Annotated in this window: 16 protein-coding genes; 2 read left to right on the forward strand and 14 right to left on the reverse strand. The window is 43.2% G+C overall.

Annotation, left to right across the window (positions count from 1 at the left end; translation table 11 throughout):
- Positions 1-68 precede the first annotated feature (68 nt).
- The 7 genes from HMPREF9189_RS09480 to rpoB all read right to left on the reverse strand — a co-directional run bounded on the left by HMPREF9189_RS09480 (position 69) and on the right by rpoB (position 10,751).
- Positions 69-1,109 (reverse strand): LCP family protein, encoded by a 1,041-nt coding sequence (locus tag HMPREF9189_RS09480; protein ID WP_000592173.1) that lies wholly within the window; start codon positions 1,107-1,109, stop codon positions 69-71.
- 4 nt (positions 1,110-1,113) lie between these two features.
- Entirely contained in the window at positions 1,114-1,635 is a 522-nt protein-coding gene (locus HMPREF9189_RS09485; protein WP_000455524.1) for a GNAT family N-acetyltransferase, read from the reverse strand.
- On the reverse strand, positions 1,625-2,068 hold the full coding sequence (tsaE, locus tag HMPREF9189_RS09490; protein ID WP_000288251.1) for a tRNA (adenosine(37)-N6)-threonylcarbamoyltransferase complex ATPase subunit type 1 TsaE: 444 nt from the start codon (positions 2,066-2,068) through the stop codon (positions 1,625-1,627). The genes HMPREF9189_RS09485 and tsaE overlap by 11 nt, the downstream gene beginning before the upstream one ends.
- An 85-nt stretch (positions 2,069-2,153) precedes the next feature.
- Positions 2,154-2,777, reverse strand: coding sequence for a hypothetical protein (locus HMPREF9189_RS09495; RefSeq protein ID WP_000978030.1), 624 nt, complete (start codon positions 2,775-2,777; stop codon positions 2,154-2,156).
- Between the two features lie 136 nt (positions 2,778-2,913).
- Entirely contained in the window at positions 2,914-3,333 is a 420-nt protein-coding gene (ndk, locus tag HMPREF9189_RS09500) for a nucleoside-diphosphate kinase (protein ID WP_000438306.1), read from the reverse strand.
- Positions 3,334-3,441: 108 nt separating this feature from the next.
- The gene (gene rpoC / locus HMPREF9189_RS09505; RefSeq protein ID WP_000228781.1) at positions 3,442-7,107 is read right to left on the reverse strand and encodes a DNA-directed RNA polymerase subunit beta'; all 3,666 of its coding nucleotides are present in this window, start codon (positions 7,105-7,107) and stop codon (positions 3,442-3,444) included.
- Positions 7,108-7,139: 32 nt separating this feature from the next.
- Positions 7,140-10,751, reverse strand: a complete 3,612-nt coding sequence (rpoB, locus tag HMPREF9189_RS09510) for a DNA-directed RNA polymerase subunit beta (protein WP_000907177.1) — start codon at positions 10,749-10,751, stop codon at positions 7,140-7,142.
- 442 nt (positions 10,752-11,193) lie between these two features.
- Between rpoB and HMPREF9189_RS09515 the strand changes: the two genes are divergently transcribed.
- A complete protein-coding gene (locus HMPREF9189_RS09515) occupies positions 11,194-14,904 on the forward strand; it encodes a pullulanase (RefSeq protein WP_000723747.1) in 3,711 nt (1,236 codons plus the stop codon).
- Between the two features lie 203 nt (positions 14,905-15,107).
- On the opposite strand, the gene HMPREF9189_RS09525 is transcribed toward HMPREF9189_RS09515, so the two are convergent.
- The 7 genes from HMPREF9189_RS09525 to HMPREF9189_RS09555 are packed head-to-tail and all read right to left on the reverse strand — an operon-like array spanning position 15,108 to position 20,443.
- On the reverse strand, positions 15,108-15,872 hold the full coding sequence (locus HMPREF9189_RS09525; RefSeq protein ID WP_000942246.1) for an amino acid ABC transporter ATP-binding protein: 765 nt from the start codon (positions 15,870-15,872) through the stop codon (positions 15,108-15,110).
- Between the two features lie 9 nt (positions 15,873-15,881).
- Positions 15,882-16,604, reverse strand: a complete 723-nt coding sequence (locus HMPREF9189_RS09530) for an amino acid ABC transporter permease (RefSeq protein WP_000350567.1) — start codon at positions 16,602-16,604, stop codon at positions 15,882-15,884.
- A 3-nt stretch (positions 16,605-16,607) separates the two neighbouring features.
- Positions 16,608-17,300, reverse strand: a complete 693-nt coding sequence (locus tag HMPREF9189_RS09535) for an amino acid ABC transporter permease (RefSeq protein ID WP_000255465.1) — start codon at positions 17,298-17,300, stop codon at positions 16,608-16,610.
- A 32-nt stretch (positions 17,301-17,332) separates the two neighbouring features.
- Positions 17,333-18,211: a transporter substrate-binding domain-containing protein gene (locus tag HMPREF9189_RS09540; RefSeq protein ID WP_000036998.1), complete on the reverse strand. Its 879-nt coding sequence runs from the start codon at positions 18,209-18,211 to the stop codon at positions 17,333-17,335.
- A gap of 11 nt (positions 18,212-18,222) precedes the next feature.
- Complete coding sequence (locus tag HMPREF9189_RS09545; protein WP_001290981.1) at positions 18,223-19,221, reverse strand: uroporphyrinogen decarboxylase family protein; 999 nt, start codon at positions 19,219-19,221, stop codon at positions 18,223-18,225.
- Between the two features lie 2 nt (positions 19,222-19,223).
- On the reverse strand, positions 19,224-19,427 hold the full coding sequence (locus tag HMPREF9189_RS09550; RefSeq protein WP_000837733.1) for a hypothetical protein: 204 nt from the start codon (positions 19,425-19,427) through the stop codon (positions 19,224-19,226).
- Between the two features lie 11 nt (positions 19,428-19,438).
- Positions 19,439-20,443: a uroporphyrinogen decarboxylase family protein gene (locus tag HMPREF9189_RS09555; protein ID WP_000157301.1), complete on the reverse strand. Its 1,005-nt coding sequence runs from the start codon at positions 20,441-20,443 to the stop codon at positions 19,439-19,441.
- Positions 20,444-20,811: 368 nt separating this feature from the next.
- Here HMPREF9189_RS09555 and HMPREF9189_RS09560 point away from each other — a divergent pair, with 368 nt between their 5' ends.
- On the forward strand, positions 20,812-21,669 hold the full coding sequence (locus HMPREF9189_RS09560; protein ID WP_000703380.1) for a 5'-nucleotidase, lipoprotein e(P4) family: 858 nt from the start codon (positions 20,812-20,814) through the stop codon (positions 21,667-21,669).
- Positions 21,670-21,945 lie beyond the last annotated feature (276 nt).

Genomic DNA, 21,945 nt, shown 5'->3' on the forward strand with positions numbered 1-21,945 from the left:
CTCCTATTTATCTATTCGAATTTTTTTGAAAAAATCGCAGGAAATTTCCCACGATTTGATTCTTTGTTTTATTCTACCTCTTCGTTTGAAACACTAGTACTGGTTGAAGGCGCTGTCCGACCAAAGGCTGTTTCGTACAGTACCGCATTGGTTTCCAATTCTGTCACTGGCTCTTTACCCAGTGAACTACGCAAGAGATTTTGCATTTCGAGCATATGTTCTGAAGTGACAATCTGATAAGAAATCCCTTGTAGCTCAGCATCTTCTCCGCGCAATTGATGCGTCTCAATATTTTTGAAAGAATCTTGATAGCCGAGCAATTGTGGAATGCTCTTAGCTGATAAGTCCACATTGGTCTGCATGTTATCACTCAAAGCTTTGAGGATACCTTGATAATGACTCACACTGTTTAGGCTCAAAACCTTCTCAACGATTTTTTGAATGACTTCACGTTGACGCTTTTGACGACCGTAGTCTCCTTCAGGGTCTTGGTAACGCATCCGTGAATACACCAAGGCTTCCTCACCATTCAAGTTTTGTTCCCCAACACCAATGGAAATCTTATTAAACTCTTCTTGGTCAGTGATAGAAATTGGAAAACCAAGTGTATTGTTGACGGTGATCCCACCAACTGCATCCACCAATTGTTGAAGTCCCTGCATGTTAACCATTACATAGCGGTCAATGTGGATATTCATCATCTTTTGAATAGTAGAAATTGCAAGCTCTGCACCACCATTGGCATAGGCCGCATTGAGTTTGGCTTCCTGAACTTGGCCATTTTCATTCTCGATCTTAGTCAAAATATCCCGTTCCAAACTCATCATAGTGGTTTTCTTTGTTTTGGGATTAACCGTCAGGAGTATCATAGAATCACTATTCCCTGCCCACGGATCTGTACGTTCCGAATTTCCCGTATCTACCCCCATCAAGAGGATAGTCAGTGGCTCCGTCGCTTCGATAACGTTGGTTTCTTCCCCGATTTTTTTGTAAGTCTTTTTACTTAGGGTTTCTGTTCCCTGTTGGTAGATGGTATAGCCATAAACCGCTACACCTAAAACTGTTACTGCTAGGAAACCTAGAACCATTCCAATTAATTTTTTAATCATCTTGTTATTCATCTATCAATTTGCCCATCAGACAAACATCTAAAAATATCCCTTCTGCTAAATAGGCTCCTCTTTCTTGCAAGCCTTCTATGATAAATCCCATTTTTGAATAGAGGTGGATAGCAGCCTCATTTCGTTTTTGTACACTAAGTTGCAAACGGCGCAAGACACCACTGGCTTTAGCCCACTCGATACCTTCTTCTAGGAGTATTGTCGCCAAGCCTTGGTTCCAAAATTTCTTGCGAACTGCTAGAAAAACATCTCCAATATGCCGAACTCTTAAATGTTGATCCGCTGTGATATTTAAGATACCTGCAATCTCATCATTCAGTAAGGCGAGAAGAGTAATTTGATTCTCCGATGCAGCTTGTTTTTCGATAAAAAGAGCCATTTCAGACGCTGTCATCATGATACCATTTTCATCTAGGCTAGTGAGGTCTGTCTCTTGACCGGCACAATATAAAAATGCAATCAAAGCTGTAGCATCTGAAGTCTCTGCCTCACGAATGCACAACTCATACTCCATCATGAAGCTCCTTGATGAGTTGTTCAGCCCGAGGGCCATGAGCCGTAAAATGAAGACAACGACCCTCAGCTTCTTTCAAAATTTCCAATTCCAAATAGGAATCTGGTAAATCCTCACCCAAAAGATGCCCCCACTCAATAACAGTCACGCCGCCACCAAAGAGAAAGTCATCCAAGTCAATAGAATCAGCATCTCCTTCGATACGGTAGACATCCAAGTGGTAAAGTGGCAGACGCCCTTCATACTCTCTCACGATAGTATAAGTTGGACTTTTAATCATCTGACGGATATCCAAACCCTTGGCAAGGCCTTTTGTAAAGGTTGTTTTACCCGCACCCAACTCTCCCGTCAAGATCAGAACATCGTCTTTTTGAAGCAAATGACCTAATCTTTCTCCGAGAGCTCGAAGCTCTTCTTCATTTTTTGTGTACATGTTACTATTATACCAAAAAGTTTTCTTTTGTGTGAATTTTCTTTATAGACTTACTATGCTAAATTTATAGTTCTCCTTGCCTTTCTCAGAAAAAGGTAAAAATACAAATAACAAATAAAACATCGCGAATCACATGTCCGTAAAATGAAATTTCCCTTTGCACGGATTTTGGAAAGAGGAAACGCGCACATAAAAAACCGAGACCGATATAAAGGAGAATGGAGGAGATCGTTACGGGATTTCTCAAGAAAATAATCGTGCCTAAAACGGAAATCACAACCGTTCTCTTCTTGTTGAGATGGTTGTCCATATCCCGAATATATTTATCAAAAGGTAAGAAAATCCATAGATCTACTCCCAGCAAGAAAAAGAACGAAGGCAAAAAAAGGTCAACTAGATCCTGCTGAAGCTCAGTACCAACTTGGATACTTTCTGATAAAATGAAACAGCTGGCTAAAAGATTGATGATTAAAAGAAGATTATGGATAAGCTTCACTTTCTCTGCAGAATGCAAAATACTATGACTTTTCTGACCCAAGGTATGGAAGTAATTAATCCCAGCACAAAAACCAGAAACTCCCACTATGAGAATTAAAAAATAGACATTTCCTTCTCTTAAGGATAAAAATGATTCCTTCCACAATAAACAACTTCCAAATAAAATTTGAGCGACAGCTAATAATAATAAAACACGAATTGATTTCATCATTTCCTTTTCTTCCTCCGTATAAGAAATTATACTCTGACAGGATTAGAAAATGATAAATGACTTCCGAAATGTCACATTAGGACGCTGAACGGTACAAAAAACAGTTCCGTCATTCACAGAACTGTTCTCTTCTAATCTAATCCTTAAACCAGAGGGCGATTTCTCGTTTAGCTGACTCTTCTGAATCTGATCCATGTACGACGTTTTGAATGGCTTGATTTTCTCCTGCCGCCTTAGCAAAATCTCCCCGGATGGTCCCCGGAAGAGCCTCTTCTGGACGAGTAGCCCCCATCATGTCACGCCAGCTTTCAATTACCTTGGGACCTGAAATGATTCCCACAATTATTGGACCTGAGGTCATAAATTGGCGGATAGGAGGATAAAAACTTTTTCCAACTAAGTCGCGATAGTGTTGGTCAATCAAATCTTCTGAAACTGTTGAACGTAACTCTAATTTTTCGAGTTTGAAACCACGTCGCTCAATTCTTTTCAAAACCTCGCCAACTAGACCTCTCTTCACACCATCTGGCTTAATGATAAAGAATGTTTGTTCCATATAAATCCCCTTGTCATTTTAGTTCTTCTATTCTACCACACTTTATGAAAAAGTGGGAAAATTTTCTGAAACAAAGCAAAGAGAACCCGAAGGTTCTCTTATTTACTTTTATTCTACAGTTTCTTCAGATTGGATTTCCACAGTTTCATCTACTGGTGCAAGTTCTGTCTTTTCTTGTTCAGGAGCCAGATATTCTGCGTCATTGATTGCCTGTGGTTCAAGATTACGGTAGCGAGCCATACCAGTACCTGCTGGGATGATCTTACCAATAATAACATTTTCCTTGAGTCCAAGGAGATGGTCTTTCTTACCACGGATGGCCGCATCTGTAAGGACACGAGTTGTTTCCTGGAAGGAAGCCGCTGACAAGAAACTGTTTGTTTCAAGTGAGGCTTTGGTAATTCCCATAAGAACTGGGCGACCAGTCGCTGGAACCCCACCTGCGATAAGGACATCTTTATTAGCATCTGTAAAATCGTTAATGTCTAAAAGGGTACCCATGAGAAGATCTGTATCACCTGGATCCATGACACGGACTTTACGGATCATTTGACGAACCATAACCTCGATGTGTTTGTCACCGATTTCTACCCCTTGGCTACGGTAAACTTTTTGGACTTCACCGAGAAGGTAGGTTTCAACTGACAAGACATCACGAACAGCAAGGAGATGTTTTGGTTGGATAGAACCCTCTGTCAATGCTGCACCACGAGAAACTTGGTCTCCAACTTCAACACGCATACGTGCTGTAAATGGAACGACGTATTCACCTTCGCCAGTTTCACCCTTAACAAAGACTTTCTTCGTACGAGTTGACGCGTCTTCTTCAATGGCGGTAACTTGTCCCTTGACCTCTGTGATGACCGCTTCCCCTTTTGGATTGCGGGCTTCAAAGATTTCTTGGACACGAGGAAGACCTTGAGTGATATCGGTATTTGAGGCAACTCCACCCGTGTGGAAGGTACGCATTGTAAGTTGTGTACCAGGTTCCCCGATAGATTGGGCAGCGATTGTACCAACTGCTTCACCAACTTCAACCGCATCACCAGTCGCCAAGTTGATACCGTAACAGTGACGGCAGACACCATGACGAGTGTTACATGTAAATACGGAACGGATAGTCACTTCTTCCACACCAGCATTGACAATCTCGCGCGCCTTGTCTTCTGTGATTAACTCATTTGGACCAATGATGACTTCGCCAGTTTCTGGGTGTTTAACAGTTTTCTTAGTATAACGACCATTGAGACGTTCTTCGAGAGACTCGATCATCTCTTTTCCTTCTGCGATAGAGCGGATTAAGAGACCACGGTCTGTTCCACAGTCGTCCTCACGGATGATAACGTCTTGGGCAACGTCAACCAAACGACGAGTCAAGTAACCTGAGTCGGCTGTCTTAAGGGCCGTATCGGTCATACCTTTACGGGCACCGTGAGTTGAAAAGAACATTTCGAGTACTGACAAACCTTCGCGGAAGTTTGAAAGGATTGGCAATTCCATGATACGTCCGTTCGGAGCAGCCATCAGACCACGCATACCGGCAAGTTGTGAGAAGTTCGAGATGTTACCACGGGCTCCTGAGTCCATCATCATAACGATTGGGTTCTTCGGATCTTGATTATCGACCAAGCGTTTTTCCAATTTCTCACGAGCTGCACGCCATTCAGCTGTAACGGCATTGTAACGTTCATCATCAGTGATCAAACCACGACGGAACTGTTTTGTGATTTGCTCTACACGCTTATGAGATTCTTCGATGATTTCAGCCTTGTCTTCAACCACTGGGATATCAGCAATCCCCACTGTCAATCCAGCAAGTGTTGAATGATGGTAACCTAAGTCTTTCAATCGGTCCAAGAATGCAGAAGTTTCTGTTGTACGGAAACGTTTGAAAATCTCAGCGATGATATTTCCAAGGTTTTTCTTCTTGAATGGAGGATTGAGTTCAAGGTTGCGAATGGCTTCCTTGATATCGCCACCTAGTGGCAAGAAGTACTTAGCTGGGAGTCCTTCTGTCAAGTTCGCATTATTTGGTTCTTGCAAGTAAGGTAGGCCCTCTGGCATGATGTCGTTGAAGAGGATTTTACCAACTGTTGTAAGCAAGACCTTGTGTTTTTGCTCTTCTGTCCATGGTTTATTAAGGCTGTCTGTCGCGATACCAACACGTGAGTGGAGGTGAACATAGCCATTGCGGTAAGCCATAACAGCTTCGTCACGGTCTTTGAAGACCATTCCTTCACCTTCACGACCAGCTTCTTCCATCGTCAAGTAGTAGTTACCCAAAACCATGTCCTGAGATGGGGTAACAACTGGTTTACCATCTTTCGGATTCAAGATGTGCTCAGCAGCGAGCATCAAGATACGAGCTTCTGCTTGGGCTTCTTCTGAAAGCGGTACGTGGATGGCCATTTGGTCCCCGTCAAAGTCGGCATTGTAGGCTTCACAGACAAGCGGGTGCAAACGAAGGGCCTTACCATCAATCAAGACTGGCTCGAAGGCTTGGATACCCAAACGGTGAAGGGTCGGTGCGCGGTTCAAAAGTACTGGGTGTTCTTTGATAACTTCTTCGAGGATATCCCAGATACGTTCATCTCCACGTTCCACCAAGCGTTTAGCCGCTTTCACGTTTTGCACGATGTCACGGGCAACGATTTCGCGCATGACAAATGGTTTAAAGAGCTCGATCGCCATTTCGCGTGGCACACCACATTGGTACATCTTAAGAGTTGGACCAACGGCGATAACGGAACGTCCTGAGAAGTCAACACGTTTGCCGAGCAAGTTTTGACGGAAGCGTCCTTGTTTCCCTTTGAGCATGTGGCTCAATGATTTCAGTGGACGGCTACCTGGTCCTGTGATTGGACGGCCACGACGGCCATTGTCAATCAAAGCGTCAACCGCTTCTTGAAGCATACGCTTCTCATTTTGAACGATGATACCTGGTGCATTCAACTCAAGCAAACGAGCCAAACGGTTGTTACGGTTGATAACACGACGGTAAAGGTCGTTCAAGTCAGATGAGGCAAAACGGCCACCATCCAACTGCAACATTGGACGGAGATCTGGTGGAATAACTGGGAGGATGTTAAGAACCATCCATTCAGGTTTGTTCCCAGACTTGTAAAAGGCATCCAAAACATCCAAACGACGGATAGCTTTGACACGTTTTTGTCCAGTAGCTGTTTTCAACTCTTCTTTGAGTTCAGCAATTTCTTTTTCAAGATCTACTTGTTTCAAAAGGTCTTGGATGGCTTCGGCACCCATCTTGGCAACGAATGATCCATAGCCATACTCACGCAAGCGCTCACGGTATTCGCGCTCTGTCATGATAGACTTGTGCTCAAGTGGTGTATCCTTAGGATCAATCACCACATAAGCCGCAAAGTAGATAACTTCCTCGAGGGCACGAGGGCTCATATCAAGGGTTAAGCCCATACGGCTTGGAATCCCCTTGAAATACCAGATGTGAGATACAGGAGCTTTCAACTCGATGTGCCCCATACGCTCACGACGAACTTTTGTACGCGTTACTTCAACCCCACAGCGGTCACAAACAATCCCTCTGTAACGAATGCGTTTGTACTTACCACAAGCACATTCCCAGTCTTTTGTAGGACCAAAGATGACTTCGTCAAAGAGTCCTTCACGTTCTGGTTTCAACGTACGGTAATTGATTGTTTCAGGTTTTTTGACTTCTCCATAAGACCATGAACGGACTTTGCTTGGAGAAGCTAGGGTGATTTGCATACTTTTAAAACGATTTACATCAACCACTATTTCTTCCCTTTCTATTCTAAGTGAACTGCTTATTCTTGTTCAGCAGTTTCTTCTGTTGCTTCCGCTTTTGTTGCTTTCTCTGCTTCTTCAGCTTCAAAGGCTGCTTTAGCCTCTTGAGCTGCTTTTTCGCGGGCTTTTTCAAGGTCATCTACGTGGATGACATCTTCGTCCATTCCTTCATCCAAGTCGCGAAGTTCCACTTCTTGGTCATCTTCGTCAAGGACACGCATGTCAAGACCAAGAGATTGCAATTCTTTCACAAGAACTCGGAATGATTCTGGAACACCTGGTTTTGGAATTGGTTTTCCTTTTGTAATAGCTTCATAAGCTCTCAAACGTCCGTTAATATCGTCAGACTTGTAAGTCAAAATTTCTTGAAGGACATTTGACGCACCGTAGGCTTCAAGGGCCCAAACCTCCATCTCACCGAAACGTTGTCCACCAAACTGAGCTTTACCTCCGAGTGGCTGTTGAGTAACGGTTGAGTAAGGCCCGACTGAACGCGCGTGCAATTTATCATCAACCATGTGGTGGAGTTTGATCATGTACATGACACCAACTGATACACGGTTGTCAAATGGTTCACCAGTACGGCCATCATAAAGGATTGTCTTGGCATCGCTATCCATACCTGCTTCTTTGACAGTGTCCCAAAGGTCTTCAGAACTTGCTCCGTCAAAGACTGGTGTTGCGATGTGGATACCAAGAGTACGTGCTGCCATACCAAGGTGGAGCTCCATAACCTGACCGATATTCATACGTGATGGCACCCCAAGTGGGTTCAACATGATATCAACTGGAGTTCCGTCTGGAAGGTAAGGCATGTCTTCTACAGGAACGATACGAGAGACAACCCCTTTGTTTCCGTGACGTCCGGCCATCTTATCTCCGACCTTGATCTTACGTTTTTGAGCGATGTAGACGCGAACCAGCATGTTAACGCCTGATTGCAACTCATCTCCATTTGCACGTGTAAAGATCTTAACATCACGAACGACACCATCGGCACCGTGTGGTACACGAAGAGAAGTATCACGCACTTCACGAGACTTGTCTCCGAAGATAGCGTGCAAGAGACGTTCTTCAGCTGAAAGATCTTTTTCACCTTTAGGCGTTACTTTACCTACAAGGATATCGCCTTCTTTAACCTCGGCACCAATACGGATAATTCCCATTTCGTCAAGGTTTTTAAGGGCATCTTCCCCAACGTTTGGAATCTCACGAGTAATTTCTTCAGGCCCAAGCTTTGTATCGCGCGTTTCTGATTCGTATTCTTCAAGGTGGACAGATGTGTAGACATCGTCTTTCACCAAGCGTTCGCTCATGATAACGGCATCTTCGAAGTTGTAACCTTCCCAAGTCATGTAGGCAACGATTGGGTTTTGTCCAAGCGCCATTTCTCCATTTTCCATAGAAGGTCCATCTGCGATAAAGTCGCCTTTTTCAACGACATCGCCGACTTTTACGAGCGTACGTTGGTTGTAAGCAGTACCTGAGTTTGAACGACGGAATTTTTGAATGTGATAAACATCTAGGGAACCATCTTCACGGCGAACTTCTACCTTGTCCGCATCTGCGTAGGTAACTTTACCATCATGCTGAGCAATAACCGCAGCTCCAGAGTCATGGGCTGCTTGGTATTCCATACCAGTACCAACGTAAGGTGCTTTTGGATCAATCAATGGCACAGCCTGACGTTGCATGTTGGCACCCATGAGGGCACGGTTGGAGTCATCGTTTTCCAAGAAAGGAATACATGCAGTCGCAACGGCAACTACCTGTTTTGGTGAAACGTCCATGTAGTCAACTACTTCTGCTGGATACTCTTGGTTGACCCCTTGGTGACGTCCCATGACAACCTTCTCAGCAAAAGTACCATCTTCGTTGAGGCGAGAGTTAGCCTGTGCTACAGTAAATTCATCTTCTTCATCGGCTGTCAACCAAACGATTTCGTTTGTGACTACACCAGTTTCACGGTCAACCTTACGATATGGTGTTTGAACAAATCCATACTTGTTCAAGTGACCGTATGATGACAAGTTATTGATCAAACCGATGTTAGGTCCTTCAGGTGTCTCGATTGGACACATACGACCGTAGTGAGTGTAGTGCACGTCACGTACTTCATATCCAGCACGGTCACGAGTCAAACCACCAGGTCCTAAGGCTGACAAACGACGTTTGTGAGACAACTCAGAAAGTGGGTTGTGTTGGTCCATGAACTGGGACAATTGTGAAGAACCAAAGAATTCTTTGATCGCAGCTGTCACAGGGCGGATGTTGATAATTTGTTGCGGTGTCAAAACTTCATTGTCCTGAACAGACATACGTTCACGGACATTACGTTCCATACGAGAAAGTCCAAGACGTACTTGGTTTGCAAGCAATTCACCAACTGCACGGATACGACGGTTCCCAAGGTGGTCGATATCATCCACACGTCCGATACCTTCCGCCAAGTTGAGGAAGTAGCTCATCTCTGCAAGGATATCCGCAGGAGTTACAACACGAACCTTGTCGTCAGGATTGGCATTTCCGATGATGGTTACAACACGGTCTGGGTCCATTGGGGCAACAACCTTGAATTTTTGAAGCACAACTGGTTCTGTCAGAACAGCTGCATCGTTTGGAATATAAACGATCTTGTTCAAGTCGCCATCCAAGTAACTCTCGATACTTTCGATCACGCTACGAGTCATAACGGTGCCAGCTTCTACCAAGATTTCACCCGTTTCAGGATCTACCAATGGCTCAGCGATGGTTTGGTTGAGCAAGCGTGTTTTAACGTTGAGTTTTTTATTGATCTTGTAACGACCAACAGCTGCCAAATCGTAGCGGCGTGGGTCAAAGAAACGTGCCACAAGCAAGCTACGTGAGCTTTCAGCAGTCTTAGGCTCACCTGGACGAAGGCGTTCGTAGATTTCCTTCAAGGCTTCGTCTGTACGAGAGTCCATTGGATTCTTGTGGATATCTTTTTCAACGGTATTGCGAACCAATTCGCTGTCCCCAAAGATATCAAAGATTTCATCATCACCTGAGAAACCAAGCGCACGAACCAAGGTCGTAAATGGAATCTTACGAGTACGATCGATACGAGTATAAGCGATGTCTTTTGAGTCGCTTTCAAGTTCCAACCAAGCTCCACGGTTAGGGATAACAGTTGAGCCGTATCCCACTTTACCGTTCTTGTCTACTTTGTCATTAAAGTAAACACCTGGTGAACGGACCAACTGAGAAACGATAATACGTTCACCACCATTGATGATGAAAGTACCCATTTCGGTCATGATTGGGAAATCACCAAAGAAGACTTCTTGGGTCTTGATTTCGCCTGTTTCTTTATTAATCAAGCGGAAGGTTACAAAAATTGGTGCTGAGTAGCTAGCATCGTGGATACGAGCTTCTTCTAGCGTGTATTTTGGTTCCTTGATTTCATAGCCAACAAATTCCAACTCCATTGTGTCTGTGAAGTTTGAAATTGGCAATACATCTTCAAACACTTCCTTAAGACCATGGTCTAGGAAATCTTTGAATGAATCCGTTTGAATTTCAATCAAATTTGGTAAGTCAAGAACTTCTTTGATTCTTGAAAAACTACGACGGGTACGATGTTTCCCGTATTGAACGTCATGTCCTGCCAAGATGATTCTCCTTTGTAAATAAGTTCCAAGCCTTGTCAAACAGGCTTTTCTAATCGTCATATGGTTTTTAAAACCCCTATCACCGTGTCCCTTCGATGAATTTTCAGAATCTTTAAGTCTTTGTTACAAACGTTCAAAACCCTGAAAAAAAGCACAAAAAGAGCAGCTAAATCTGACTTTTTCAGAAGATTTAACTGCTGTGAGCCTTGTCTGGACAATATTTCAGACAAAACCTACGACAAATGATTATTCATATTATACCTTATTTAGCCAGATTTTTCAAGGTTTTTTTACTACTTTTTAAACAATCTTTTCCTATATATTATTTTAAAATTTCAAGAGAATGAAGCATTATATTTTCTCTTAAAAATTAGGAAAACGCTTGCACCAATGTTTACCTCGTGCTATACTGTTAGGGAACAACTACACAAGGAGAATTGTGATGAAAAAGATCCCATCTCAAACTGAGAAAAAAATGATTTATGGTATCCGTTCCTTGAAGAACGGAACTGGTTCTGTCCTCATTGGTGCCAGCATTATCCTGCTTTCTGCTGCAATGCCAACTATTTCGGCTAACGAAAACCTGCCTCAAACTCAGGAAAATACTAGCGCTGTGACCAAGGCCCCTACTGAGACTGAAACGAGTCAAACTCAAAAGGAAACGCCTATTTCTGAACAAAAGAATGCAAACGCTTCCCTTGACACTAAAAAGGAAGCCCTAGCAACTGACACTACTCTAGCAGCTGAAACACCTAAAAAAGAAGACGCTACTACAAGCCAGCCCAACAGCAAAGAAGAGAAAGTAGATACTAGCACTTCGACGCCAAGTTCTGATCAAAAACCACAAGCAGACACTAGTTCTGAAGAACCAATCGCAGATAACCACTTCCGCATTCATGTGAAAAAACTTCCTGAGGAAAACAAGGATTCCCAAGGTCTTTGGACTTGGGACGATGTTGAAAAACCTTCTGAAAACTGGCCCAATGGAGCCAAGTCCTTCAAGGATGCCAAGCAAGATGACTACGGCTATTATCTAGATGTCAAACTCAAAAATGAGCAAGCCAAGAAAGTCAGCTTCCTTATCAACAATACCAAGGGGGATAACCTGACAGGGGACCGTTCGGTAGAGCGCCTCTCTCCAAAAATGAACGAGGCCTGGCTAGATGAAAACTACAAGGTATACAACTACCGTCCTCAACCAGCAGGAACTGTCCGTGTCAACTACTATCGCACCGATGGCAACTATGACAAAAAATCTCTCTGGTATTGGGGCGATGTCAAGAATCCAAGCAGTGGAGAATGGCCTGACGGAACAGACTTCACTGCAACTGGAAAACATGGCCGTTACATTGACATTCCACTCAATGAAGCTGCAAGAGAATTTGGATTTTTATTACTAGATGAGAGCAAGAAAGGCGATGATGTGAAAATCCGAAAAGAGGATTATAAATTTACAGATTTGAAAAATCACAGTCAGATTTTCCTCAAAGATGATGACGAAACCATCTACACCAACCCCTACTACGTTCACGATATCCGTATGACTGGTGCCCAACACGTGGCTAAATCTCGTATCGAAAGCAGTTTTTCTACCCTCGTTGGAGCTAAGAAAGACGATATCCTCAAACACTCCAGCATCACTGATTACCAAGGGAATAAAGTAGCTATCACAGACGTGGAAGTGGATGAGGCAGGTAAAAAAGTGACCTACATCGGTGACTTCTCAGACACCCAACACCCTTATACAGTCAGCTACGATTCAGACCGCTTTACCACACGTTCAAGCTGGCGCCTCAAGGATGAGTCCTACAGTTACGATGGTCCACTCGGCGCAACTCTAAAAGAAGATGGCAAGCGTGTTGACCTCACCCTCTGGTCTCCAAGTGCTGATAAGGTTTCCGTTGTTGTCTATGACAAGAAAGACCCTGAAAAGGTAGTCGGAACTGTCGCCCTTGAAAAAGGAGAAAAAGGAACTTGGAAACAAACCCTGGATGCAAACTCTGGTCTCGGTATCAGCAACTACACTGGCTACTACTACCACTACCAAATCGAGCGCCAAGGTAAAACCGTTCTCGTTCTTGACCCTTATGCCAAGTCACTAGCAGCTTGGAACAGTGACCTAGCAAAAACAGATGCCGCTCATAAGGTCGCTAAAGCTGCCTTTGTCGACCCATCCAAACTAGGACCGCAAGACTTGACCTATGGGAAGATTCGCAACTTCAAATCGCGCGAAGATGCTGTCATCTATGAAGCCCATGTTCGTGACTTCACTTCGGATCCTGCCATCGCAAAAGACTTGACCAAGCCATTTGGTACCTTTGAAGCCTTTATCGAAAAACTAGACTATCTAAAAGACTTGGGTGTGACTCATATCCAACTCCTTCCAGTCTTGTCCTACTACTTTGTCAACGAATTGAAGAACCAAGAACGTTTGTCTGCCTATGCTTCAAGCAACAGCAACTACAACTGGGGATATGACCCTCAAAACTACTTCTCCTTGACTGGTATGTACTCAAGCGATCCTAAGGATCCAGAAAAACGTATTGCCGAATTCAAAAACCTCATCAACGAAATCCACAAACGTGGCATGGGGGCTATCTTGGACGTGGTCTACAACCATACTGCCAATCTCGACATCTTTGAAGACTTAGAGCCAAACTACTACCACTTTATGGACGCAGACGGAACTCCTCGTACTAGCTTTGGAGGTGGCCGTTTGGGAACAACCCACTACATGTCTAAGCGTGTCTTGGTAGACTCCATCAAGTATTTAGTCGAAACCTACAAAGTGGATGGTTTCCGTTTCGATATGATGGGTGATCACGATGCGGCTTCAATCGAAGAAGCTTACAAGGCTGCACGCGCCCTCAATCCAAACCTTATCATGCTAGGTGAAGGCTGGAGAACCTATACTGGTGATGAAAATACGCCTGTACAACCTGCTGACCAAGATTGGATGAAAAAAACAGATACTGTCGCTGTCTTTTCAGACGACATCCGCAACAACCTCAAGTCTGGCTATCCAAACGAAGGGCAACCTGCCTTTATCACAGGTGGCAAGCGAGATATCAATACCATCTTTAAAAATCTCATTGCCCAACCAACTAACTTTGAAGCAGACAGTCCTGGAGATGTGATCCAGTATATTGCAGCCCATGATAACTTGACTCTCTTTGACATCATTGCCCAGTCTATCAAAAAAGACCCAAGCAAGGCTGAGAACTACGCTGAAATCCATCGCCGTTTGCGACTTGGAAACCTCATGGTCTTGACTGCTCAAGGAACTCCGTTTATCCACTCTGGTCAGGAATACGGACGCACCAAACAATTCCTAGATCCAGCCTACAAGACTCCTGTTCCAGACGATAAGGTCCCAAACAAATCTCACTTATTGCGTGATAAGGACGGCAAGCCATTTGTCTATCCTTACTTTATCCATGACTCTTACGACTCTAGTGATGCTGTCAACAAGTTTGATTGGACCAAGGCAACAGATGGTAAAGCTTTCCCTGAAAATGTCAAGAGCCGTAACTACATGAAAGGTTTGATTGCCCTTCGTCAATCGACAGATGCCTTCCGACTCAAGAGTCTACAAGATATCAAAGAACGCGTCCAACTCATTACTGTCCCAGGAAAAAATGGTGTTGAAAAAGAAGACGTAGTCATCGGCTACCAAATCACAGCTTCAAATGGTGATATCTACGCAGTCTTTGTCAATGCGGATGAAAAGGCTCGCGAATTCAACTTGGGAACTGCCTTTGCTCACTTGAGAAAGGCTGAAGTCCTGGCAGATGAAAATCAAGCTGGACCAGTAGGAATCGCTAAACCTCAAGGTCTCGAATGGACTGAAAAAGGCTTGAAATTGAACGCTCTCACTGCCGTTGTTCTCCGCTTGTCTCAAGGTGGTGCCATCGTCGCTCCAGCTGTGGAAGAAAAACCAGAATTTGATCTTTCTAGCTTGGAAACCCAACAAGACCAAGCCCAAAACCTAGCAGCAAATCCTGACACTCAAGAAACTGCTGCAGAGGCTCTTTCTCAGAAAATCCTTCCAAACACAGGAACTGAGAGCAAATCCCTTCTTGCCCCAGCTGGATTCAGCATCCTCGCCCTTCTCGGACTTGGATGGTTGATAAAAAACAAGAAAAAGAACTAATACTCAATGAAAATCAAAGAATAAACTAGAAAGCTAGCCGCAGGCTGCTCAAAGCACAGCTTTGAGGTTGTAGACAAGGCGAAGCTGACCTGGTTTAAAGAGATTTTCAAAGAATATAACCTAGCCCTCCTATAAAGAAAACACCCCATGGTCAGAAGAATCTTCTAGTCATGGGGTGTTGTTTTTTATGATACACTTATCTATCAAATCATATATTCTACACTATAGGTGGCGTCTGATAAGATACGAGCCAGAAACTGCTTGGTTCGTTCTTCTTGTGGACGACTAAAGAAATCGTGTGGGTTGTTCTCCTCTACGATACGGCCTCCATCCATGAAAATAACGTGGTTAGCGACATCTCTAGCAAATCCCATCTCATGCGTGACGACTACCATGGTTACACCTTCTCCCGCCAACTGTTTCAGGACATCCAAAACATCTCCAACCAACTCAGGGTCTAGTGCAGATGTTGGTTCATCTAACAAAATGACCTCGGGTTTGACGGCAATGGCACGCGCAATTCCTATTCGTTGTTGTTGTCCTCCAGATAGTTGTGAAGGGTAGTAGTCTTTATAGGCAAGTAAACCAACTTTTTCCAAGGCAGATTCTGCACGTTTGAGCGCTTCTTCCTTGGGAACTTTACGAGCTACGATTAGGCCTTCTAGAATATTTTCCAGAGCAGTTTTATTCGCAAAAAGATTGTAGTGCTGGAAAACAAAGGCTGTTTTTTGGCGAATTTCTAGAATGTCTTTCTTGCTCAATTTGGATAAGTCATAGGTTTTTCCTGCCAAGATCAAACGGCCACTATCAGCTTTTTCTAAGTGGTTGAGACAACGGAGAAAGGTCGTTTTCCCCGAACCTGATGGTCCTAAGATAACGACGACATCCCCTTGGTTAATCTGGAGATTGACATCCTCCAGGACCTGTCTCTCACCAAATGTTTTTGCGATATGTTCTACTTGTAACATCCTGTCCTCCTATACAAAACGCGCGCTAGATGCTTTTGCACTCTTTTCTTTTTTCAAATAGCCTTTCTCCAGTAGGGAGAAGCCCCACTGAATCAAACCACAGATCAAAATATACTGCAAAAAGATCACAAAATAAGACTCGAAATACTGGTAGCCGTAGGATGCTTCCACACGGGCAATAGCGGTGATGTCCTTGATGGTCATGACAAAGACCAGGGAGGTCCCTTTGACGATATTGATCACCAGATTGGCCAAGTTAGGCAAGGCTGAGCGCAAGGCTTGAGGAAAAACAATCCTTAGATAGGCCTGGGTTGTAGTCAGCCCAATCGCATGCGCTGCCTCTAGTTGTCCCTTGTCCACCGTCAAGATAGCTGAACGCAAAATCTCCGATAAACTCCCGACTGTCATCAAACTATAAATGATAAAGGCATAGTAGAGAGGATCAAGCTTGAAAATATTAAAGTCACTTCCTATGCTTTTGAGAAATTGATTCAGCAAACTTGGAAACAAACTATAAAAGAATAGAATCAATAAAATCGGAGGAGTCGCTCGGATAAAAGCCAGATAGACCAGAGAAAAACTCCTCACCCCTCGAACCTTGTAAATCTGCCCCAAGGCTAAAAATAGAGCCGGTAAAAAGCTTAAGACCATAGCCACAATCATGATAATCAAGGTGATTGGCACACCCTTCAAGGTCTCCAGAAAGGTCTTTACAATATAGTCTATATCCATTTCTTACCTCCCTTTTGTTTCCAAAGACTTCTCAAGCAAACGACTCAAGCTAGAAATAACCAAGGCAATCCCCCAGTAAAGAAGCGCAACTGCCGTATAGGTTTCCAAAGAGTAGTTCCCTAAATTGCGACTGATCAAGAGATTGCCTGCACCCATAACATCAACGAAACCAATCGTATAGGCCAAGGCAGCATCCCGCATGAGATTGAGAATAGCGGTCGTTATATTGGGAAGAGCAACCTGAAAAGCTTGGGGAAAAATGATTCTCCAAAAAGTCTGACTTGGAGTCAAACCAATACTAAGCCCGGCCTCTGTCTGCCCCTTTGGAATAGCTTGATAGGCCGCCTTGAAGACCTCGGCAACAATAGCCGCAAACAAGAGAATCATCGTCAGGAGAACAAAAATAGTTTTAGACCAGTTGTTGATATCCAAACCAAGCCACCATTTCAGAAATTCTGGCAAGCCATAAAAGACTAGAAAAAGTAAGACAATCGGCGGTGTACAACGAAGGGTGAAAATATAGCCTTTGGAAATCGCTGCAAAACTCTTGTCTTCTCCTACTCGCGCCCAGGCCAAGAGACCTCCAAAAAGGGAACCAAGAAGAGTGGTAAAAAAGAGAATGGACAAGGTCATAGGAAGTGCCTGCCATAAGGTCGGCAAAAACTGAAAGACCTTGGAAAAATCATAAGAAACCATGCAAAACCCTTTCTAATCTTGGAATTTCTGGTCTAGTCTTTGTCTACGTAACTAAAGACATCTTCTTTAAAGTATTGCTGAGATAGCTTAGCAAGCGTGCCATCTTCTTTCAACTCTTTAATTGCTTTTTCGTATTCTTTAGCGAATTGCTCACCCTTTTCATCACGGTGAATCAAGGGATAAGTTGGAATGCCCTTATATGGGAACCAGCTGAGTTTATCTGCATATTGGTGGTAAGGGCCATCTTCTGCGGTAACTGCTTTTTCAAAGGACAGTTTGATATCAAAGAAGGCATCATAACGTCCTTCTAAGACCCAGGCATAGGCATCTGCCACCTTAAAGGATTCTGCTGCAGTTAGCTCAATTGGTGCATCTTGATGTTTTTCGTTGTAGCTAGTGATGACATTCCATTGAGCATTCTGTGGAGAGATAGGAACCAATTTCCCTTTATTCTTGGCAAAGTCATCAATGGTTTTGTATTTTTGTTCGTCTTCTTTTCTGACAGTAAATCCGATAATACTCGCTCCGACTGGTTCAGATGGAATGACAAACTTTTTAGCTCGTTCATCTGTGTACCAAGCTCCCTTGGTTCCGATGTCATACTTGCCTGATTCCAGACCAATCAAGAGATCGTCATCACTGGTACCCGTATATTCAAATTGATAGTTTGCCAACTTCTCATCAACAGCCTTCAAAACAGCTACTTCATAACCATCTGATTCCCCTTTTTCATTGACAAAGTCATAAGGTACGTAGTTTTGTGTATGGGCAACCTTCAAGGTTATGACTTCAGCAGACGAAGCCTTTTCTCCCTCCTTGGCTGGAGCGCCAGCTAAACTTCTCCCGATAATCGTTGCCCCAATTACTGCAACAACTGCTACACCACCGATAATCCATGCTTTTTTACTCATCTTTTTCTCCTTTAGTTTTCAAGCGCTTCTCTCACCCACTGGATACGTTCAACTGCGATATCACTTGGGATGGTACAATCTGCCCCAAGTACCAAGCCCTGTTCCCCAGCTTCTGCAACTAGTTTCTTTGCCTCAGCCTGAATGGCGTCCTTGCTACCAGTATACAGCAAGCCTGTCTTACCATTTTCGAATCCTCCAAGAACCGTACGTCCCTTGAAAATCTCACGACCTTCCTTGAGAGTGATTCCCTCTGGTCCTACAGCCCAGTTAAAGACTTGGGCTGGATAGTCTGCAAAAAGGTGAATATCATTTCGCGCTCCCTCGTAGCCACAGATATGAAGAACAGTGACACCACCAACCGCAATAGCTGCTTCCAGAACCGTTATCTCGCTAGGTGCAATGACGGCTTGATAATCTGCTGCCGACACTCGTTGATCTTGGATACTTTGCACGCTGAGGTAGATTCCGTCAGCACCAGCCTTTTTGATGACAGCTCGGCTGAGACTAGCAATATCTTCTGCAATCACATCCAACACCTTTTTCAGAGCTTCAGGATCTTCCACCAAAAAATCTGCAATAAGGTCATCTCCGCCAGACACTTCCCCAAGCAGCCACTTGAGATAGGTCACAGGAGCAAAAATATTGTAAATCGCAACGATATCTTCTGTGAACTCTTGCTTGATTTTCTTAACCAAGTCCACCTGCTCTTTTATCCAAGCGTGATCTGGCCCGAGTGGTTGAATGGTCGCCAATTCTTGAAGTGATTTTCCTTTGGCAATCGCTGGATTTGGATAAGCAAAGTAGCCATCACTCATGAGTTTGATAAAGTCTGGCTGAACTTCTCGGATAAAGCGTTTATGGCCCTCGATATTCTTCTCGATAATGACTGGATTTGAAAATCCGTGTAGCCATTCGTCTTCGGATGTGAAATGGTGCCAAAAGCCAACTGGCACATGATCAACTTTTTCTCCTCTAAATGCTTTTAAAACCCATTCTTTTTTTTCTGACATTCTTATTCTCCATTTCTTACTTTTTCAACTAATAAACTGCTTGCGATATCATTCGAACGTAGAAAGGGGAGACTGGACTTGGAAAAATCCTGAACTCCACGACATCTCTCTCCATTTTTGCAGTGCCCATTTTTTAGGACGCTTATGGCGATCAAGGCCAGCAAACCGACAACTGCAATGAAGATTCCCCATCTTTTACTTTTCATAGCTCCTCCTTTTAGAGAACAGCTGCCTGCCGAATCCAGTCCAACCTCTCTAAGTCAAAGTCATCTGGAACAGTACAGTCAGCTCCCAGAAGAACGCCTTTACTACCCGCTTCAGCCAGCAACCGCCTTGTTTCATGTTGCAATTCCGCTTTAGAACCTCGATAAAGCAAGCTTTTCTTACCATTTTCAAATCCACCTAAAACAGCCTTGCCTTGAAACAACTCCTGACCCCGTGTCAAACTAACATCCTCATGATGAGTCGCCCAGTTGACAACTTGAGCTGGATAATCCTTAAATATCGTCACATCATTACTCGCACCTTCAAAACCACAGATATGGAGGATATTAGTCCCACCAACCTGATTAGCCGCCTTTAAAACAGCTATATTACTCGGTTCGATATAGGTTTGATAGAGTGCTGGTGTGATGCGCTCATCTTGAATTTCCTGGGTGCTGAGGTAAATCCCATCAACTCCACCTTCCTGGATGATTTTCTGAGTTAAGAAAGCAATGTCTTTTGCAATCACATCTAGAATTGCTCTGAATCGCTCAGGATTTTCAAGCAATAGATTAGCCACTTCCTTATCTCCCCGTGAAGTTTCTGTACGGAACCAGCGCTTGAGGTAGGAGATCGGCGAAAAGATATTGTAGAAAGAAGCAATCTCTTCGGTAAAGGTCTCTCGAATCGCTTGTACCACTTCCACCTGTTGCTGAATCCATGGGTGTTCCTCACCAATCGACTCAATAGAAGTCAGCTCCTGAATGCTTGCAATCTTAGGACTATAGACATTACTTGGATAAAGGAAAAAACCGTCGCTCATGATTTTGACAAAATCAGGACAAATCCTTTCCACATAGTTGCGATGCCCGTCAACACTCTTTTGAAAGATACGTGGATTATTTAATCCCTGCCCCTTTTCTTCGAGTGTTACAAAATGAAACCAAAATCCCACAGGAACTCTTTCCACTTCATCGCCTCGAATCGCTCTAAAGACTAAATCTCTTTTACTTGCCATACCTTTCTCCTTCCATTTGGATTGAAACCATCTTACCACTCCTTTTCCCCTTTTCCCAATATATATTGACTATCAACTCGATTGGAATTTTTTATATCTATAAAGAAAAAAAATCCCTGAAAAGCTTGATGTTACTAGCCTTTCAAAGATTCACTTTATTTTCATCTATTTTCCAAAAAGAAGCTGATATAGATTTTCTATCAAGCCGATTGAATTTTTTTATATCCATCTTCATTCCAAAATTAAGTACATAATTTTATCCTAATACCAAATTACTACTGAAAAATTTATTTTCTCTCGATATTTCCTTGCACAAATCCCATGAAAACGCTACAATATTAATAGACTATTATTAGGAGGATAGGATTATGAAAATATCCAAAGTTACCATTACAATTGCTTCTACACTTGCTTCCGTCATTTTACTGACTGGCTGTGGCACAAATTCGGCAAATTCACAGACAGCACAAAGTAGTACATCTGATAATCAGGTTACAATGACCTATGATCAGTTGCGTTCAAGAGAGAACACTATGTCAACTCTTTGGTATCAAAAAGCAGCTGAAACCAAGGCACTCTATCTACAAGGTTACAATGTCGCTACTAATCGTTTGAAAGAACTACTAAAAACACAGACAGATAAACCCTACTCTATCGTTTTGGACTTGGACGAAACCGTACTAGACAATAGCCCTTATCAAGCGCAAAATGTCAAAGACGGAACAGCATTTACCCCAGAAAACTGGGATGTCTGGGTAAAAAAGGCCGCAGCCAAGGCTGTCCCAGGTGCTAAAGACTTTCTCCAATTTGCAGACCAAAACGGTGTCCAAATTTACTATGTATCTGACCGCACGATAGATCAGGTAGATGATACGATCAAAAACCTAGAAAATGAAGGAATTCCTGTACAAAGCCGCGATCATCTCATGTTCTTAGAAAAAGGCGTCAAATCTAAAGAAGGTCGTAGACAAGCAGTCCAAGAAAAAACCAACTTAGTCATGCTACTAGGAGACAATCTTGTGGACTTTGCAGAGTTTTCAAAGACCTCTGAAACTGAGCGCGACCAAAAATTAGAGGAATTACAAAAAGAGTTTGGTGAGAAATTCATCATTTTCCCTAACCCAATGTACGGATCATGGGAAAGCACTGTTTACAATGGTAATAAATTGGATGCCAAGGGTCAAACTGAAGAGCGCCAAAAAAACTTACAAGGTTTTGATAAATAAAATAAGGGAGCCATATACCAGTTTACACCAACCACAAAATATCGTATTTGAGAGAATATCAAAAAAGACGATTTTCAAGCGGAAATCGTCTTTTAATAGGACAGACTTCTCCAATTCAAAATGTACTTCATTTAGTATATGTGTAGCTATAAATCATATTTTCTAAGTGGTTTATACATGACTGTTCGTCAGGGAAAGCAAATATGCAAAATTTAGAAATTTTGATATAATAGAACTATCAAAAAGTAAAGGAATGATTGGTATGAAAGCAATCAC

This window comes from Streptococcus sp. oral taxon 071 str. 73H25AP (genome assembly GCF_000146755.1).
Classification (GTDB): Bacteria; Bacillota; Bacilli; order Lactobacillales; family Streptococcaceae; genus Streptococcus; species Streptococcus oralis_T.

What these genes read in the sequence shown, in the direction of transcription:
- HMPREF9189_RS09480 (WP_000592173.1), bottom strand. Translation starts at nt 1,109, where the DNA reads ATGATTAAAAAATTAATTGGAATGGTTCTAGGTTTCCTAGCAGTAACA.
- HMPREF9189_RS09485 (WP_000455524.1), bottom strand. Translation starts at nt 1,635, where the DNA reads ATGGAGTATGAGTTGTGCATTCGTGAGGCAGAGACTTCAGATGCTACA.
- tsaE (WP_000288251.1), bottom strand. Translation starts at nt 2,068, where the DNA reads ATGTACACAAAAAATGAAGAAGAGCTTCGAGCTCTCGGAGAAAGATTA.
- HMPREF9189_RS09495 (WP_000978030.1), bottom strand. Translation starts at nt 2,777, where the DNA reads ATGATGAAATCAATTCGTGTTTTATTATTATTAGCTGTCGCTCAAATT.
- ndk (WP_000438306.1), bottom strand. Translation starts at nt 3,333, where the DNA reads ATGGAACAAACATTCTTTATCATTAAGCCAGATGGTGTGAAGAGAGGT.
- HMPREF9189_RS09515 (WP_000723747.1), top strand. Translation starts at nt 11,194, where the DNA reads ATGAAAAAGATCCCATCTCAAACTGAGAAAAAAATGATTTATGGTATC.
- HMPREF9189_RS09525 (WP_000942246.1), bottom strand. Translation starts at nt 15,872, where the DNA reads ATGTTACAAGTAGAACATATCGCAAAAACATTTGGTGAGAGACAGGTC.
- HMPREF9189_RS09530 (WP_000350567.1), bottom strand. Translation starts at nt 16,604, where the DNA reads ATGGATATAGACTATATTGTAAAGACCTTTCTGGAGACCTTGAAGGGT.
- HMPREF9189_RS09535 (WP_000255465.1), bottom strand. Translation starts at nt 17,300, where the DNA reads ATGGTTTCTTATGATTTTTCCAAGGTCTTTCAGTTTTTGCCGACCTTA.
- HMPREF9189_RS09540 (WP_000036998.1), bottom strand. Translation starts at nt 18,211, where the DNA reads ATGAGTAAAAAAGCATGGATTATCGGTGGTGTAGCAGTTGTTGCAGTA.
- HMPREF9189_RS09545 (WP_001290981.1), bottom strand. Translation starts at nt 19,221, where the DNA reads ATGTCAGAAAAAAAAGAATGGGTTTTAAAAGCATTTAGAGGAGAAAAA.
- HMPREF9189_RS09550 (WP_000837733.1), bottom strand. Translation starts at nt 19,427, where the DNA reads ATGAAAAGTAAAAGATGGGGAATCTTCATTGCAGTTGTCGGTTTGCTG.
- HMPREF9189_RS09555 (WP_000157301.1), bottom strand. Translation starts at nt 20,443, where the DNA reads ATGGCAAGTAAAAGAGATTTAGTCTTTAGAGCGATTCGAGGCGATGAA.
- HMPREF9189_RS09560 (WP_000703380.1), top strand. Translation starts at nt 20,812, where the DNA reads ATGAAAATATCCAAAGTTACCATTACAATTGCTTCTACACTTGCTTCC.